This window comes from Marinilabilia salmonicolor (assembly GCF_003003035.1).
GTDB classification, from domain to species: Bacteria; Bacteroidota; Bacteroidia; order Bacteroidales; family Marinilabiliaceae; genus Marinilabilia; species Marinilabilia salmonicolor_A.
In genome coordinates this window covers 20,059-37,675 of record NZ_PVTS01000008.1, presented here as the reverse complement: position 1 = coordinate 37,675, position 17,617 = coordinate 20,059, and the positions used below count along the sequence as shown (strand labels likewise).

Sequence of the window (17,617 nt, the reverse complement as noted above, 5' to 3'; positions counted from 1 at the left end):
GAAATTTTTTCCATTTTTCTTTCGTCTAAAATTAACTATAGAAGCAAACCCGGTCATATCTCATGCTCACAGCACCAGGTAATTTATCTCGAGAACAGTACGATTATAGGCCCGGAGACTATTCAGATAATCAAGCATTACCTGTCGCGCCTGATCCATTATCGTGACGTATTCCAGCACGCTAATCTGACCCGAATCAAAAGACTTTCGCGCCACTTTCATCATTTCCCCGGCCTGAGCTTTACGATTGGTTTCATAAATCTCCAGCGTGCGGGCATGCTTCCTGTATTGGGCCATCAAAGCCTCACGTCGCCCCGAAAGTTGAATGCCGAAATTTTGATATTCGAGCCGTGCTGCTTCCATCTCCATCCGTGATGATTTTACCTTTGCACTCTGACTGCCAAAAAACAACGGAAAAGCAAGTCCCACTTCAAAGCCCCGATAGATGGGTGTATTCTCCACATCGTTTGTACCCTGAAAATAGCCAATACTGATATCCGGGAGCCAGTTCATCTTATTCACTTTCCACTCATTACCGGCCATTTCTCCAGCAGCATTTTGCATCAACATTTCGGGATGTCCCGACGGATCAGACTCTTCAACATCCAGACGTGGAAGGGCGTCCAGTGACAGGGTGAACTCCTCATCCAGCTGGAGCAATCCTTCCAAACGCTTCATTGCAGTGCTCCTATCCTCCGAAGCCTGCATGAGCTTTAAAGCCACCTCTTCATTCTTGGTCCGGGCCAACAAAACATCCAGCCGGTTTCCCTCCCCTGACTGTTGCTTCATTTCCACTGCATCGGCATAAACCGAAAAAAGAGAATCCAGTGCCTGGTAGTGTTCTTCAATCTTCTCAAAATAAATCACATCATAATATGCCACAAGCACATTACGTGTAAGTTCACGCTGATTAATACGATGCCGATACAACTGCACCTCCTCTCCCGACTTCAAAACTTTCTTTTCCGCCATATAAACCAGAGGAAATTTCAACTGCTGACTCACTCCGAAAACAGTGATAGGGTCGGTATTGTCAGCAGCAATATTGTTCTCGTCATAACTGGCCGTAAATTCTGTTTTGTCCAGATCCCATGCAGTTGATGTTCGCTTTTTTGCAGCTTTCAATTTCAGGTCGGAAGCCAAAATGCCGGCATTATTCTCCAGTGCCAGTTGAACTGCCTCCTCCGGACTAACAGGTCTTTGAGCATTCAAAACCGCAGGGGCAAGCAAAACCAACAATATTGTAAGCCATTTAGGGATGCCAAATTTTTGAAGTTTGGATCGGTCTTCCATCAGGCAATATAATACAGGTAAAACAACCAGCGTAAGCAGGGTGGCGGTAACCAGACCCCCTACCACCACTGTGGCCAGCGGTCTTTGAACTTCAGCACCTGCACCCGTGGAAAACGCCATCGGAAAAAATCCGAAGGCAGTGGAGGTTGCCGTTAACAACACAGGACGCAACCGTTGACGCGCACCAGCAAGAATCAGCTCTTTCAAATCGGTCATCCCTGAATTTCTTAAATCATGATAATGATCAATCAATACAATGCCATTGAGCACCGAAACCCCGAACAATGCCACAAACCCTACTCCCGCAGAAATGGAGAAAGGCATTCCCCGCATCCACAAAAATAAAATGCCACCAACAGCAGACAACGGGACAGCAGAAAAGACCAGAATTGCAGGACGAATGCTTCCAAAAGCAAAGTGCAGCATAATAAAAATTAATAATAAAGCCACAGGCACCACAACAAGTAATCGCTGGCGCGCGCTGCGAAGGTTTTCAAACTGACCTCCATACTCCACAAAATAACCGGGTGGCAAATCCACCTTCCGGGAAATAACATCTGCAGCATCCTCAACCACCGATTCCAGATCACGGCCCCGAACATTGACACCGACAACAATACGCCGTCGGGTTTCATCTCTTGAAATCTGAGCCGGTCCTTTGGAATAAGAAATGTCGGCAACCTCTCCCATGGGTATTTGGCTGCCTCCCGGGAGCGTTATCATCAGATTGTGAAGATCTTCCACCGAGTTGCGCGATTCCTGCGTGAGCCTTACTACCAGATCAAACCTTCTTTCCCCTTCATAAACTGTTCCCACCGAAGCTCCGGCAAATGCAAAATTAATTAAGCGGTTAATATCGGCGATATTGAGGCCCAGTGATGCCAGTTTTTTTCGATTGTAAGAAACCAGCATTTCAGGCAATCCCGTGGTTTTCTCCAATACCACATCTGCAGCACCTGGAATGTCACGCATCAATTGCTGAATCTCATCTCCTTTTTGATTCAACACCTCCAAATCATCCCCAAAAACTTTAATCGCCAGATCAGCACGGACCCCGGTAATCAATTCATTAAACCGCATCTCGATAGGCTGGGTAAATTCAATCTCGAGCCCGGGAATTTTCTCCTGAATACGCTCTTTGTATTTATCGGCCAGTTCATCCTTTGTTTCCGCTGTTGTCCAGCTTCCTTTTCGTTTCAGGGCAATGATCACATCGGTCTCCTCCATCGACATGGGGTCGGTAGGCACTTCGGCAGCACCGATACGACTGACCACCTGCCGGGTTTCGGGAAATGTTTTAACAATCTTTTCTATGCGGGTCATTATTTCAATGGTTTCTCCAAGACTCGTTCCGGTTTTCAAAACCGGCTGAATTACAAAATCTCCTTCATCAAGCGTGGGAACAAATTCAGCCCCCATACGTGTGAACAAAAATCCTGAGCCTCCCAGAAGAATGGCAGCCATAATCACCACCGCTTTTTTATGATTCAAAGACCAGGCAATGGTGGGTGCATACAATCTGTTCAGAAAATCCATCAGCCGGGCGGAAATGGTTCGCCGCTCACGATTTGAAGCCTTGATAAAGAGTGCTGATATGGCCGGAACGAAAGTAAAGCCAAACACCATTGCCCCGAGAAGAGCAAAGCTGAAAGTCAGGGCCATGGGCCGAAACATTTTCCCCTCCACACCACTCAGTGTCAGAATGGGAACCAATACAATGATAATAATGACTTGTCCGAAAACAGCCGACTTCATCATTTTTGAAGCCCCATCGATGGACAATGAATCTCTGGCATGAAGTCGTTCCTCCCCGGAAAGCCCCATCAATCCTTTGCGTCTGACATTAATCTTGTAAGAGATATATTCCACGATAATAACAGCTCCATCGATAATAATACCAAAATCTATGGCACCAAGGCTCATAAGATTGGCATCCACCCCAGTCAGATACATCAAAGAAAGAGCAAACAACAAACTCAATGGAATAATGGAAGCCACTACCAAACCGGAACGCCAGCTCCCCAAAAGAAGTACCACCACAAAAATCACGATCAATGCACCCAGAATCAGGTTTTCGGCAATGGTTGCGGTTGTCCGGCCTATCAATTCGCTACGATCCAGGAACGGATTGATATAAACGCCTTCGGGCAATGTTTCCTGGACCTCGGCAACACGTTCTTTCACCCGGTCAATCACCGCTTTGGGGTTGGCTCCCTTAAGCATCATGACCTGCCCCATCACCTTTTCACCTTCTCCGTTGCCTGTAATGGCTCCAAACCTGTTGGCTCTTCCAAATTGCACCTCTGCCAAATGACGAACCAACACCGGAGACCCGGCCCTGCTGTCAACCACAATATTCCTTATATCATCCAAATCCTGCACCAACCCTTCGCCCCGCACAAAATAACTCTGCCCGTTGCGTTCGATGTAACTGCCTCCTGCCACACTATTGTTTTCCGATACCGCCTGATAAACCTCATCAAGAGTAACATCAAGCTCTTTTAGCCTCGCAGGATCAACAGCCACTTCGTACTGTTTCAATAAACCACCCCAGGTATTCACCTCTACAACCCCATCAATACCCGACAACTGACGCTTTACCATCCAATCCTGTATGGATCTCAACTCCATGGGTGAATAACGCTCTTCGTATCCAGGTTTTACTTCAAGAGTATATTGATAAATTTCCCCTAATCCTGTGGATACGGGCCCCATAAAAGGCTTTCCATACCCTTCCGGAATCGCTTCGGAGGCGGATTCAATCTTTTCAGCAATAAGCTGCCGGGGAAGGTAAGTTCCAAGGTTTTCATCAAAAACGATGGTTACCACCGACAACCCAAATTTCGAAACAGATCTGATCTCCTGAACTCCGGGAAGATTGGCCATCTCCATCTCGACCGGATAGGTCAGAAACTTTTCAACGTCCAGTGTGGAAAGATTCCGGGAGGTGGTAATGACCTGCACCTGGTTGTTCGTTACGTCGGGGGTGGCACCAATGGGCAACCGCGTTAGCGAAAATATTCCAAATGCTGCAACGGTAGCGGTAAAAAGAAATACCATCAGCTTATTTCGTACACTAAATCGTACTATGGCCTCAATCATAGAAAGTGAAGTTGATTGGTTATTGATTAATTAATGCTTGTCCATAAACTAAGCAAATGCTGTTTTCAGAGCTTATTTATCAATGTTAACCTACTCTTTACATAAGGCAGGTAAAATATAAAAAAATTTCCCCGGGGCGCTGCCCCAGGTTATTGCTCTCAGGCCATTGGCCTGTTAAAGAATAGTTTTGAAATGGATAAACACTGCTCTCAGGAAAATCCAAGCCAATTAAAGTATTCCCTTAAAAAGGAAAAGCCTCACCTACTGGAAGACGGGTCAATTTACAAAATAAAAAACACTTTTATCCAAAAACAATCTTTAGCCTGGTTTATTCATAAGTTTTCGTTATGAGATGTTTAAATACCAATTCATTCAGGCCGCCGCAGATAAAATTGACAAAGGGAATAGTGAACTATTTTCAAATCAATTTTATCGAGGACGCCAGAATTTAGAAGGTAGTTGAACATCGCAATAGATAATTTATGAATACTCCAGGTTAGACAAATGAGAACCAAAAATCATTCGTTTCGATCAACGTTTCGATTAACGATTAAACAATTATGCTTCCGGACTGTAAGTTATATAAACCTATTGTTTAACCAAAAAAGGAGACCATTATGAAGACACCTGAAAAGTGGATTATTGAAAACAATCAGCTTGCCCGCACATTCGAATTAAACAATTTCGTGGAGGCTGTAGAGTTTGTAAATAAGATTGTACCCATTGCAGAAAGTGCCGATCACCATCCGGACATTGAGATATTCGGATACAAAAAAGTAAAGATAAAGCTGATGTCGCACGATGTTGGCGAAATCACCGACAAAGACGTAAACCTGGCCGAAAAAATCAGCAGTCTGGCGGATTAATGTCGCTACTCAATCATATTCACATCGAGTGCACGTGCAAGCGATTGGTCAAATCTTTCCGGAAGGAAAAGGAGAAACTCGCTTCCCTTTCCGGGCCTGGACTTCAGTTCAATGTGACCGCCAAGCATGTGCGCCAGGTGTTTACAGAGAGCCAGCCCCAGTCCGTTTCCGCCAAACATTCGGGTGTGGCCTTCATCCGCCTGCCTGAACCGTCGGAAAATCACCTTATGCATCCTGGCGGGAATGCCAATACCGGTGTCTTTTACCGAGAACAACACCCACCGGTTATCGGTATAAGAGACACTAACGGTAATGCCACCCTGCTCAGTAAACTTCACCGCATTAGACAATAAATTCAACAAAATCTGCCGAAGTCTCGATTCATCGGTAACCAGCTTAAACGTTTCAGGCAGCCCATTCCGAAAGGAAACCTGAAGCTGGGTCTTATTCATCTTCTTTTGATACTCTTCTGCTTCCAGAAGCAAATCATCCAGCAATTTTGGAATTTTAACCTTCACAGGATGTACCTCAACAAGTCCGGAATCGATAAATGAGAACTCAATGATGTCATCCATCACATGTAGCAGGTGTTCGCTGCTCTCATTGATCATATCAATGTACATAAGCGACTCGTCGCGCGTAAGGTCTTCATCCTTCAACAGCCCGGAGAACCCCATTACAGCATTAAGAGGAGTACGGATTTCATGGCTGATATTGGCCAGGAAAGCAGATTTAAGGCGATCGCTCTCTTCCGCTCTTTTGCGGGCTCTTACCACCTTGGTCACATCCCGAAAAATGGTCATCTTGGCCTGATAAGCACCTTTAAACACCACCGGCACGGTGGTTATCTGGTAATCGCGTTTGTGAATTCGTTGTTCCAGTCTTTTACGGAAACGGGACATATTCTCTTTGGCAGCCATACACCAGGGACAAGGTTCTTTCAGTCCGAAAACTTCTTTATGGCATTTGCTGTTTTTCTTTACATTCCCAAACCTTTTCCTGAAAGTGCGATTAACATATACGATTTCATAGTTGTCGTTGCTGATCATTACCGGATCCTGAAGATTCTCCATCATGGTCTGGTACTTCATCTCACTCTGCTCAAGGGCACTTTTTGCCTCCTTCTCGGTGGTTACATCCTCCACAAAAGTTACCTTTTTATAGGCTCCCGAAGCATCTCTAATGCGGGTCGCATCAGCAATAATAAAATGCTCACGCCCTTTTTTGTCAACAACTGTCCAGTTGCCTTTGATCTCTTTACCCTTCAACAGGAAATCATCATGAAGACCGGACATATAATCTTTGTCATTATCCGGAACGACCATTGTGAAATGCTTCCCGATTAACTCTTCCGGGCTGTACCCATAAATCTGACAATACTCCTCGTTTACGAATTCAAAAAGACCATTCTTATCGGTTATACAAATTCCGATGATGCAGCTTTCGATAATGGACCGAAACCGGGCTTCACTTTTTTGGAGGTCCTCCAGTGCTTTCTGCTGATCGGTAATATTACGGGCTACGGCAAGAATCGCACGGCGTCCTCCCAACTTAAAAAAACGGGCATTGACCTCTGTGGGAATTTCCTTCCCTGTGCGGGTGCGGTGCACTGTTTTAAAAACAACAAAACCCTTTTCTTCAAGCCCTTTAACCACCAATTCATAATTCGTTGCTCCCGGAACATCGATATCGCCGGGTGTCATCCGGGCAAGCTCTTTGCGTGTATATTCAAGCCTTCTGCAAGCCACATCATTGGCTTCAATAATTGTTTCCGGCATTCCCGACTCCTCATCCCAATAAAAAAGAAGAACAGCATCCCGGATGTTTTCAAATAATGTTCGATAAAGATTCTCACTCTCCGGCAGCAACTCCTTACGCCGGGATTCGGCCTGTATTTTTCTGATTACTTCGGACAGGTAAGGAAAAAATGCCGGCTGGTCGGACCACTGAACCACCTGTTCGGCTCCGGCTCTCGTCAAGGATGTAGCCTGTTCAAAATCCCCCTCTTCACATATCACCAGTACGGGAACTTTTAATGCATTTTCATTCATCCAGCGCAGAAAATCATCTGCTCTGGTGCTATCTACGCTACTGTAAAGCACCAACAGGTCAAACGAATCACGAACTAAAACCTCTTGAACATAGCGAAGATCAGATTGTATGATTACCTCACCAAAATCATCGGTCAGATAATCCTGCAACACCTCACCGCGTCCGGGATTTCCAAAGATTAATATTTTTGATGAAACAGACATTCAGTAGTCACTTAGTTCCAATCCATAAAGCACCACTTGCTGCGTTACGCTTACCGCCAAAATACTCATTTACGCAAGTAAACTGCGCTTTTGGCGGCTTCGCAAGCCTTACAATTGGCACTTTCTGACCAGACACATGATTAAAAACAAATTTGCTTATTCTTTAGACGGACTCTAAATAAAAGTCACTCTACGTTCAAAACAGTTATTTGTTTCAACAAACAACAACACCAACAAGATACGGGAAAAAAAAGACCAGATACAAAAAATGAAGACAGCCGGGTCAATCAACTTTGTTTAAGGGCAGTGCAACCGAGAAAATACTCCCATTGCCAATGGAGGAACGTACTTTTAAATTTCCACCCATCCCCTCCACCAGATTTTTACTGATGAACAATCCCAGTCCGTTGCCCCCGGCCACACGGGTCGAAGATTCATCAACCTGCCGGAATCGTTCAAAAATAATGGGTATTTTTTCCTTCGGAATTCCGATTCCCGTATCTTCCACATTGAAAATAACTTCTTTATCATTGTGAAATGCTTCCAGCTTCACAACACCTTTTTTGGTGAATTTTATTCCGTTGTTCATAAGATTCATCAGAACCTGTTTTAGCCGCAACGGGTCTGTTTTGACCGAAAAACCTGCCGGAAGATGATTGTCCAGGAGCAGCCTCACCTCAGGCTTTCCTCCGTCAACCAATTCAAGCCGCATTACATCCATCACTTCCGACAACAAAACATTTACATCGGCCGGCATAGTGGAAATGCGCAAATCACCCTGCTCTATGCGGGCCACATCCACAATATCGTCAATAATATTCAACAATTGCAACCCGCTTTGATGAATCAGGTCCACAAACCGGCCTTTTTCATCTTTTGGCAGGGTGTCGTCATTTAGGATGGTCGAAAACCCCAGGATGGCATTCAGGGGTGTACGTACTTCGTGACTCATATTGGCCAAAAAAGCTGTCTTCAGACGATCACTTTCCTCGGCTCTTTTTTTATCCTGAAGAATCTCTGTCAGATCTCGAAGTACCACCATCTTCCGCATCACTCCGGGTTCAAACTCCACAGGCACCATGATGGTCTGAAAAATGCGGCCATCCGACTCCCTGAAATATTCTGACTCAAACTTCTCACCCATCTTCAAATCGGTCACCTCTTTACACCACTGGCACTTCTTATTAGCGCCCATAATCTTACGGTAACAAAAAGTATCATTCTTGATGTCCCCAAAACTGTCTCTGAAGGCCTTATTGGCAAAAACAATGCGACAATCATTATCGGTAATGTATAGCGGCACATCCAGCTGCTCCATCATATTCCGGTATCTCTGCTCACTTCTGCGAAGCTGCTCTTCCGCCTTTATCTGTTCAGTTACGTCACTTACAAATGTTACCAACCGCTTTTCACCGTTAATCCAGGTAATGGGGACCGTATCCACCACAACAGTTTTTGATTTTCCGCTCCTATCCCTTACCGCCCATGTTCCCTGACGTCCCTCATTCCGGTCAAACAGTTGTGCGTGTACTTCCAGAACCGTGGATTTTAGCTCTTCATCCACCAACATATCGATTTTTCCATCAAGAAACTCCCGGACGTCATAACCATAAATTGCACAAAAAGCCGGGTTCACATATTCAAAAACGCCATATCGATCAGTAATACAAATTCCGGAAACAGACTTATCGATAACTTTTTTAAATCGCAGTTCACTCTGCGCCAATGAATCAGAAAGTTTCTGATTCCGACGCAGATAGTTCTTGATCATAAACAACAACAATACAGCCACCGAAACAACAAAAAATTCGCCTTTCCACGACTGAATATTGGTATATTCTGAAGGATGATCAAAAAACAGAAACACCAATCGGTCACTGAACAAAATCCAGGCACTTCCTATCAGAAAAAACGTAACCGAAACTCTGACAGCCATGAGCCATTCAGGATCAAAACGTTGTTTTATGCGGTTGAACATGCATCGTTTTTTTAGATTTTTTCACATTAATCTAACGTATGTACGGAAAAAATCGTTCAATGGATTCAAAAAAAGGGATGTCCCGGCACAGAACATCCCTTAAAGTTTGTAAAAAAACAACCTATAAAACAACAATCTTTTCTAAAATCATTCTTTCATTCATCCTAATCTTCAGAAAATAAATACCACTTTTCAGGGAGGACACATCAACCCTTAAACTGCCGGTATCGGTCTCTGAATAAGGTGTTTTTATTGTTCGTCCGCTCATATCAACCACTTCCACATCTGAAACACTCACAATATGGATTCCACTGACAAAAAGATAAGTATCGGCCGGCACCGGATAAACGTTTGTCTCACCATTAAACTCCTGCAGTATCGAGGTAGCCGTTGTTACAGTTAAAACCCCACTGTTGTCAACTATAAAATAATAATTACCGTCATCACCGGGTGATACAATAATAGGATAATCGCCAGGTTCCGAAAACTCATCGGCTTCACATGATGCCCCGGGCAAAAAGTCAATTACGCTTTGGTCTTCCCCATTTACAAATCCTGTATATTCAAACTCAAATTCGGGGTTGGGCGCTCCCACTATTCGCGTGGCATCTTTTGCTTTAACTGTTAATGGTGCGGAATTTACCGACAGCACTCCGTCCACGTAGCTGAAGTCATAGTTTTCATCCGAACCGTCACCCACTGTGATGGCATAATCACTAACATTGCTGCCCGCATCTGCCAGAGTAGAAACTGAAGGCAAAGTCGCCAAAACCGAAGCATCTTCTCCATTCACAAACCCGGAATAACCAAAAGTAAGTTCAGGATTAACTTCTCCGTACAGACGGGTTTGGTCATCAGCAGTCACTGTAAGCGAGGCTTTTGAAATGGAAGCTGTCAAAACAGGCTGCTCAAGAGCATAATTCGTGGCATCGGCACCGGTAAGTGTCATGTTGGTGGTTACAGAAATTCCGTCTCCTGCCCCGGCTTGAGCAAAAGTGCCGGATGTATGATTACTCAGCACTACATCATCCCCGCCTTCAACTGCATTGTCCTCCAGCACAGCGTCACTCACAACGGCCACTATGGTGCCGTCGTAAATTTTATCCTGAGCAACAGCATTTACCACGGACACAGGCTTCGGTAAGACATTCACTAAAGTCGTCCCGTCAATCACAGGCAGATAGGAGTCCGCATTATCGGGGATGAATGCCACCTCTTCTTCCACTGTACCCACTTCATTCATATCGGCAACAAACATAAAGTAGAAATTTCCTGCTACCGGACTGCCTTCATGAGTGGCTGCTCCTCCCGAAAGAACAGATTCGCCCACTACCTGGCCATAAACGATATCCGAAGCAGTCGGCCACGAAGTTACGGTAACCTTACCTATCGCCCCGGGATGCGGATTCTCCTCGTTATCGAGCAAATAAGGATAGGAAACATATTCCTCCAGAGCATCAATTCCCCATACATTTGTAAAGTCCCAGTCCGCGAAAGAGGCAGCCTCGCGCATAGCTATGCCGTTCAGACCGGTTCCACCGGCAGAAATCTCCTGTCCGCTGGCATTGATGTCCCAGTAGGAGGAGGTGATATTGCCATCATTCACACCTGCAAAACCTCCGATGGTGGCATCGATACCGTTGACCAGAGTTGCCGAGTAACAGTTGGTGATACTACCGGTAACAGTTTCCATAAAGCCCCCCATATCAACTTCATCTTTAGTATTCTCTCCAACAGCTCCGGCAGCATTAGAAGGAGCAGTTATCGAACCTCTGCTATAAGAATTAGATATAGACCCTATATTATAACCAGCCAGTCCCCCGGCATTACCATTCACTGCATTTACGGAAACATTGGCATAACATCCAATTATTTCACCCAAGCCTAGCATCGGATTATTGTTATTATTGCCAGCCAAACCACCCACATTATTTGTCCCGCTTATTGAACCAACCACACTACAATTTTCAAAAACACTCAAATTATTACCGATCAATCCACCAACATCCATTCCGTAAGATGAAACAACCACTAAAGCTGTAACATTCTGAAATGTACCAACATATGACTGACCGCAAATTCCTCCAACATAAGAAGAATTTCCCTGAATCGTCCCGAAAACATTAACATCATTTACCTGAGAGCTTTCTATGTGTCCTGCCAGTCCTCCCACCAATTGACTCCCTTCGACACTTCCATCTTCCGAAACATGAATCGTCAACCCGGCAATAGTTGAAAAATAAAGACATCCAAACAACCCCACATAATTCTCACCGGCTCTGGAAATTCTCAAATTTGATATCGTATAGCCATTACCATTCAGATTACCCTGAAAAGAAGTATTATAGAGCTTCCCGATAGGTTCCCAAAACGCCCCCTCGTTATATCCGGGATTCCCTTCCGACAAATACTCCTGCAAATCGATATCATTGACCAGTTCAAAATATTTATCCGCATGCGAACTACCCAGATAATTCCTGATCTCATCAAGATCTTTAGGTGTTTTTATCAAGAAAGGATCTGCCTCTGTGCCTGCACCACCTGAAAATGGAATTTCATCAACATTAACCAACACCGTTTCTTCCGCAAAAAGTTGTGCATCATTCTGATCGGTGGCACGAACCAGCAAAGAAAAGCTTTCATAATCGTAGCGATTCAAGCCTTCCTTAACAAGCGTCAATTCGCCGGTTGCGGCATCAAGGGCAAAAAATCCGTCTTCATTACCGCTCTGAATGGAGAATGCCGGAGCTTCACCACCTGCGTCATCAAAAGCAGTGACCAAGCCAACAATGGTCGAAGCCGGTGCTTCCTCAAGAACGCTAAGTATTTGACCAGCGTCAATAACCGGCGCTGAATAAATCACACTAAGATTTTTGGCCTTCACAGGCAAACTTCGTGATTGTGATGAAGCATATCCTGTAATAAAAAAAGCAAAAACCAAGAGTAAAAATTTCCTCATAGCATAATCATTTTTGGGAGTTTATAAATCGTTTTTGGAGTTTATACGCTTCACTAGCGGGAGGAGTTGAAAATAAGTGGGATTCGAAGAATTTAGCTTAGAATTCGTACCTGTTTTCCAAAAATTCGTATGGCCGAGTTTCCATCTGTTTAACCAAAAAAGGAATGCAAATAATCAAAAGAAAGAAACCATTCCCCCAAAAAAATACTATAAAACAGAAGAAATAATGCCTTTAACAAACAGGGCGGATGAAAAAATCTTGCGAACAAGAAAAATTTTCCCTAAATAGTATGAAAGTCAGTTTTTCATTCAAAACCTCAATCTAAGCCGGAACATGATGAACCCACGGTGGTACTTCCTCTTTTTTGCAATGCTGATGTCGTCTGCAAACGCCCAACTCCTCCCTGTTGAACAGGACCATTACACACGCTTCGGACATCTGACAGTTGCCGACGGACTCCCCGGCAATCACATCACCGTTATTCAGCAGGACTCGACAGGTTATTTGTGGATTGGAACACGCGAAGGCCTGGCACGATACGATGGCACCCGGTTTCTTTCATTTTTGCACGTCACCGGCGACAGCACCTCTCTACCTTCCGACCACATCTATGATATTCTTATAACCCCCGACCAACAGATATTCGTCGCCACCCAAAACGGGCTGGCCCTTTTTAACACCCGAACCGCCAATTTCGAACGAATTCCGACTCTTTACGAAGACGGCTTCGGGCTGTTGGACAAGCACATCAGGGCACTTGCCAATGCTGACAAAGACCACATCTGGGTGGAAACTTTTAACGGCACACTTCACCTGCTCAACACCCAAACCTTCAGGGCGCGTACCTGGTCGCATGCAGCGCCGACTCAACCTTACTACGATTATCATGCTTTGCTCAAGGACTCAAAAGGAACGCTGTGGATTGGCGGCCGAAACATGGGCCCGCTGAAAATGCAGAAGGAGTCGATTACCGCCATTGAAACTGACCCTGAAAATACTGCCAAAAAACGAGACCGCGATGTGGCATTTTTCTTCGAGGACAGCCAAGGAGACTTCTGGGTTGGTGGACTTGACGGCTTGTATCAGTACAACCGTGAATCCGACATCTTCAACAAACAATTAAGTACCTCATCCTTTCAAATGACTGAATCGAAGCCCGGAATACTATGGGTGGCCACCGGAAATGGCCTGGCCCAAATCAACAAACAAGCTGAAAAAACCACTCTCTTTTTACCTTCCGAAAACGACCCCTCTTCACTTATCCATGACCACCTGAATTGTGTAATGACCGACCTGGAAGGGAATCTCTGGATTGGCACCGACAGAGGAATCAGCATCCTGAACCCGACACAAAACCTCATTCATCATTACCGCCACCTTCCTGAATTAACCAATTCTCTCAGTCACAACCATGTTTCAGACATCCGGGAAGACAAAAACGGGAATATCTGGATTGCTTCACGAGGCGGTGGCCTTAATCGTTTCGATCCAAAAACAGAGAACTTTAAATTCTTCAAAAAAGATCTCACAGGAGAAACAACCATCAGTTCCAACCAGGTTTCAGCTCTTCATACCGACGAAGACGGAATCATCTGGACCGGGCTGTGGAGAGGAATCGGATTCAACCGTTTTGACCCGAAAACGGAACGTTTTCAACATTTTGCCCTGGATTCAGCATCCCGAAAACAAGACTGGTATGTGGGTTTTGAATCATGGGGCAAGGATACTCTGGTAACAGGTTTTTGGGGGGCCAACGGCATCAGGCTATTTCATAAAAAAGAAAAACGATGGCTCCCACACAACTTCTCCCCCCAATATCATCCCTCCGATGCAAACCTGCAAAAAATCCTGGCTGCGGACAGTATTCTGTGGGTTTATCAGAATGGTAACATCATTCGGTCGTTTCATCCCGAATCCTCCAAATGGCAAGCTTGGAGATCGTCTTTTCATCGGGCAAGTAACCAATTTCATAAAATCAATTCCGTAAACCTACCCGATTTCACCAACTTAAATGAAATGGTTCACCATCAGAGTTTAACTCTTTTTCTGACCGATAATGGAGTGGGTATTTACGACCATCGAAACGGTCAATTCTCCACATCGGACTCAAGAACTTTTCTAATGGCCGCCCAATACGAGCAACAATTAGTTTTGCTCTCTTCCGAAGGATTATTTGCATTTGATGGTCTGACCCGAAAAATTCAAAAACAATTGCCGGCAAAGAACCTTGTCACGCCCCCATCCCTCATCACAGACCTCTTATTATTGGAGGATAACAAATTACTGATTACCTCAAAGTCTGGCATTGAAGCAATAGACTCAAAATCCGGAAAGAAACTCCCCCTGTCGCCTGATTTTGAATTAATTAACCGATGGGAAAAACCCATTCAACAAATCATTCATGGTCATGAAAATTCATTTCTGATAGCCTTCGACTGCGGTATCGGTTATATTCCGGGTGATGGTCAACCTGAAATTTACAACACGGACAATGCTTATTCCTCCGGATTAAAAAACGATGCGGTACGAAACATTTGCCGATGTACTGAAAAACCAGGTTTCTGGATAAGTACCGATCGCGGGCTTTTCTTTTTCGATACCTCCTCCCGGAAATTCAGTACCATAACCTCTTTTTCTGAATACCGCATTAATCACACCACCCTCCTGTCCAAACAACTGTTTATTGCCAGCGACCATGGACTGACAGCCCTTGATACAAAAAGCCACAAAATCACTTACTTTAACCGCGCACCTAATGACAAACTCTCATCACACCTGACCACTTTTGCACAAAAGGATTCCAAAGGAGATATTTGGGCAGGAACCACCAACAAAGGGATCAACCGGATAGACCGACAGACTCTGCAAATAACTCATTTCTATCCCGGACAGGAATTTCATGGCCGTGAAACGTTGGCTTTCCTTGAAACATCAGCGGGCACTATTTATGCAGGAGGCGATTCTCTGAATATTTTCAATCCTGATGAAGAAGTTTTTGAAATTCCAAAAATATCAGAACAGCTACCAAACGAAAATATATTATCTCTTACAGAAGATCACCTGGGACGGATTCTAATTGTAACCAGTCATCACATAAATATTTTTGAGCCTGACAGCAACCGATGGTTCGATCTCACCCCCTACCTGGGCATGAAAGCACCCTCATTTACCCGTGCAGCGTTGAGAACCACCAACAATGAAATTTTCATTGGGACCACGTACGGTTTCCTGAGGTTCAACCCAGAACTATTCAGTCCTGTTGATGAGAAGCAACTCACCCTAATAACTGAATTCAGAATAATGGGGAAGCCCCTTCATTTATATACATCCAAAAACAACATCCAGTTAAAACACAACGAAAATTTTCCTGAGTTTTTCTTTTCTGATATGCGATACCCACCCTCACACGACAACTATCGATACCGGCTGAGCGGAATTGACCGGGATTGGGTCATCACTAACCAAACCTCTGTCAGCTACAAAATGCTACCTCCCGGCAGCTATACTTTTATTGTACAAAAAATCAACCCGTTCGGAAACAGCGTCCCTGCGAAACTTTCTTTTTCCATTCGCCCCCCATTCTGGCGAGCCGGTTGGTTCATCACGCTCATCATCCTGTTTTTAGCAACCACTCTGATTCTTTGGTGGAGGCACCGCATCAATCACCTTAACCTCCTGAAGAACAACCTCATCCTCAAACACAATCTGCTTCTTTCGCAGATGAATCCTCATTTCTTATTTAACGCTCTTTCTGCTATCCAGGCATTCATTTTTCAAAACCAACCCCAGGAGGCCGGAAGTTTCCTGGCCAAGTTCGCTAAACTGATGCGACTCTACCTTAACAATATGACATCAACTGTTACATCCATCAAAGATGAAACCGAAGCCCTGAAACATTATCTGGAACTGCAACGCCTGAGGTATAACAATGCTTTCAATTATTCCATAGAAGTGATACCTCCTATGAGCGAACAAATGCCGGGGTTGCCGACCATGATGGTTCAGCCATTTGTGGAAAATGCCGTTGAACACGGGCTTAAGGAAACGGGAGAAAGAAAAGGTTCTATTCAGGTGGTATTTGCCCTGAAAGGCAATAGCTGGCACATCACTATCCGTGACAACGGAAAAGGAATAGATGACTCCGTGGCTGGGAAAAAAGATTCCACCACACAACGGAAATCCATGAGCACCGGAATTACCAATAAAAGAATAATTCAACTACAAAAACAATATAAAACACCTTGCTCTTTAAACATCAAGGACTTATCTCACCAGTCTGATTCCGATACCGGAACAGAGATTTATTTGATAATCCCTGCCATCGATGAAGAAAAAACCAAAAAAGAGCAAACCGCCTTGTAATTTCAACCGTACAATTACCTGTTACTCCACCAGTGAATCAAAAAATTAGCCAATAATGAAAGCAGTTATCATTGACGACGAAAAAAATGCCAGAAACACGGTAACCAGTATGCTTACAATGGTTGCAAACGACATTGAGGTTGTAGCCCAGGCCGATGGAGTGGAAACAGGTTTAAAAACCATTGAGCAACACGTTCCAGACCTTGTTTTTCTGGATATTCACATGAAAGACGGAACCGGATTTGACTTGCTCCGAAGGCTTCCCAATTATCACTTCGCCCTGGTATTTCTCACCGCCCACGACAACTATGCGCTGGAAGCTTTTCGATTCGCTGCCATTGACTACCTCTTAAAACCCGTTGACCCCGACGAACTTGAAAAAACCATAGAGCGTGTCCGTCAACAAAAGCCGGACAATCAAAAAGTGATGGAGGTACTGCTCGAAAATATGCAAAAAATATCCTCATCCCCCCGGAAAATTGCCCTAAAAACCTCAGATGCCATTCACCTGATTTATAGCGATGAAATTATTCATTGCGAAAGTGCAGACAATTACACCCGCTTTTTCTTAAACAACCAAAAACCACTGCTCGTCTCACAGTCCATGAAAAGCACAGAGGAAATGCTCACTCCGCTGGGATTTCTCCGAGTCCATCAATCACACCTCATCAACCTCTCCCAAATCAGCAAGATAGACCGTAAAAACGGGTGTCACGTGGAGATGACTGATGGAACTGAAGTCCCGGTAGCCGTCAGAAAGAAAGACATGTTAATGAAACGACTGGAAGAGTTGTAACTTTT

Annotated in this window: 7 protein-coding genes; 3 read left to right on the top strand and 4 right to left on the bottom strand. The window is 44.5% G+C overall.

The window, feature by feature from the left end:
- Positions 1-66: 66 nt before the first annotated feature.
- Positions 67-4,395, bottom strand: a complete 4,329-nt coding sequence (locus BY457_RS09635) for a CusA/CzcA family heavy metal efflux RND transporter (RefSeq protein ID WP_106153126.1) — start codon at positions 4,393-4,395, stop codon at positions 67-69.
- A gap of 617 nt (positions 4,396-5,012) precedes the next feature.
- Between BY457_RS09635 and BY457_RS09630 the strand changes: the two genes are divergently transcribed.
- Complete coding sequence (locus BY457_RS09630) at positions 5,013-5,261, top strand: 4a-hydroxytetrahydrobiopterin dehydratase (protein WP_106153125.1); 249 nt, start codon at positions 5,013-5,015, stop codon at positions 5,259-5,261.
- 5 nt (positions 5,262-5,266) lie between these two features.
- Here the strand turns inward: BY457_RS09630 and BY457_RS09625 are convergent, their stop codons facing one another.
- The 3 genes from BY457_RS09625 to BY457_RS09615 form a co-directional block, all read right to left on the bottom strand.
- Positions 5,267-7,516: a PAS domain-containing sensor histidine kinase gene (locus BY457_RS09625; protein WP_106153124.1), complete on the bottom strand. Its 2,250-nt coding sequence runs from the start codon at positions 7,514-7,516 to the stop codon at positions 5,267-5,269.
- 283 nt (positions 7,517-7,799) lie between these two features.
- Positions 7,800-9,494 carry a PAS domain-containing sensor histidine kinase gene (locus BY457_RS09620; protein ID WP_106153123.1) on the bottom strand — a complete coding sequence of 565 codons (1,695 nt, stop codon included), beginning with the start codon at positions 9,492-9,494 and terminating at the stop codon, positions 7,800-7,802.
- 121 nt (positions 9,495-9,615) lie between these two features.
- Positions 9,616-12,453 (bottom strand): MBG domain-containing protein, encoded by a 2,838-nt coding sequence (locus tag BY457_RS09615; RefSeq protein ID WP_106153122.1) that lies wholly within the window; start codon positions 12,451-12,453, stop codon positions 9,616-9,618.
- 334 nt (positions 12,454-12,787) lie between these two features.
- Here BY457_RS09615 and BY457_RS09605 point away from each other — a divergent pair, with 334 nt between their 5' ends.
- Positions 12,788-16,816 (top strand): two-component regulator propeller domain-containing protein, encoded by a 4,029-nt coding sequence (locus BY457_RS09605; protein WP_106153120.1) that lies wholly within the window; start codon positions 12,788-12,790, stop codon positions 16,814-16,816.
- A gap of 55 nt (positions 16,817-16,871) precedes the next feature.
- Positions 16,872-17,612: a LytR/AlgR family response regulator transcription factor gene (locus BY457_RS09600; RefSeq protein ID WP_106153119.1), complete on the top strand. Its 741-nt coding sequence runs from the start codon at positions 16,872-16,874 to the stop codon at positions 17,610-17,612.
- The last annotated feature ends 5 nt before the right edge of the window (positions 17,613-17,617 follow it).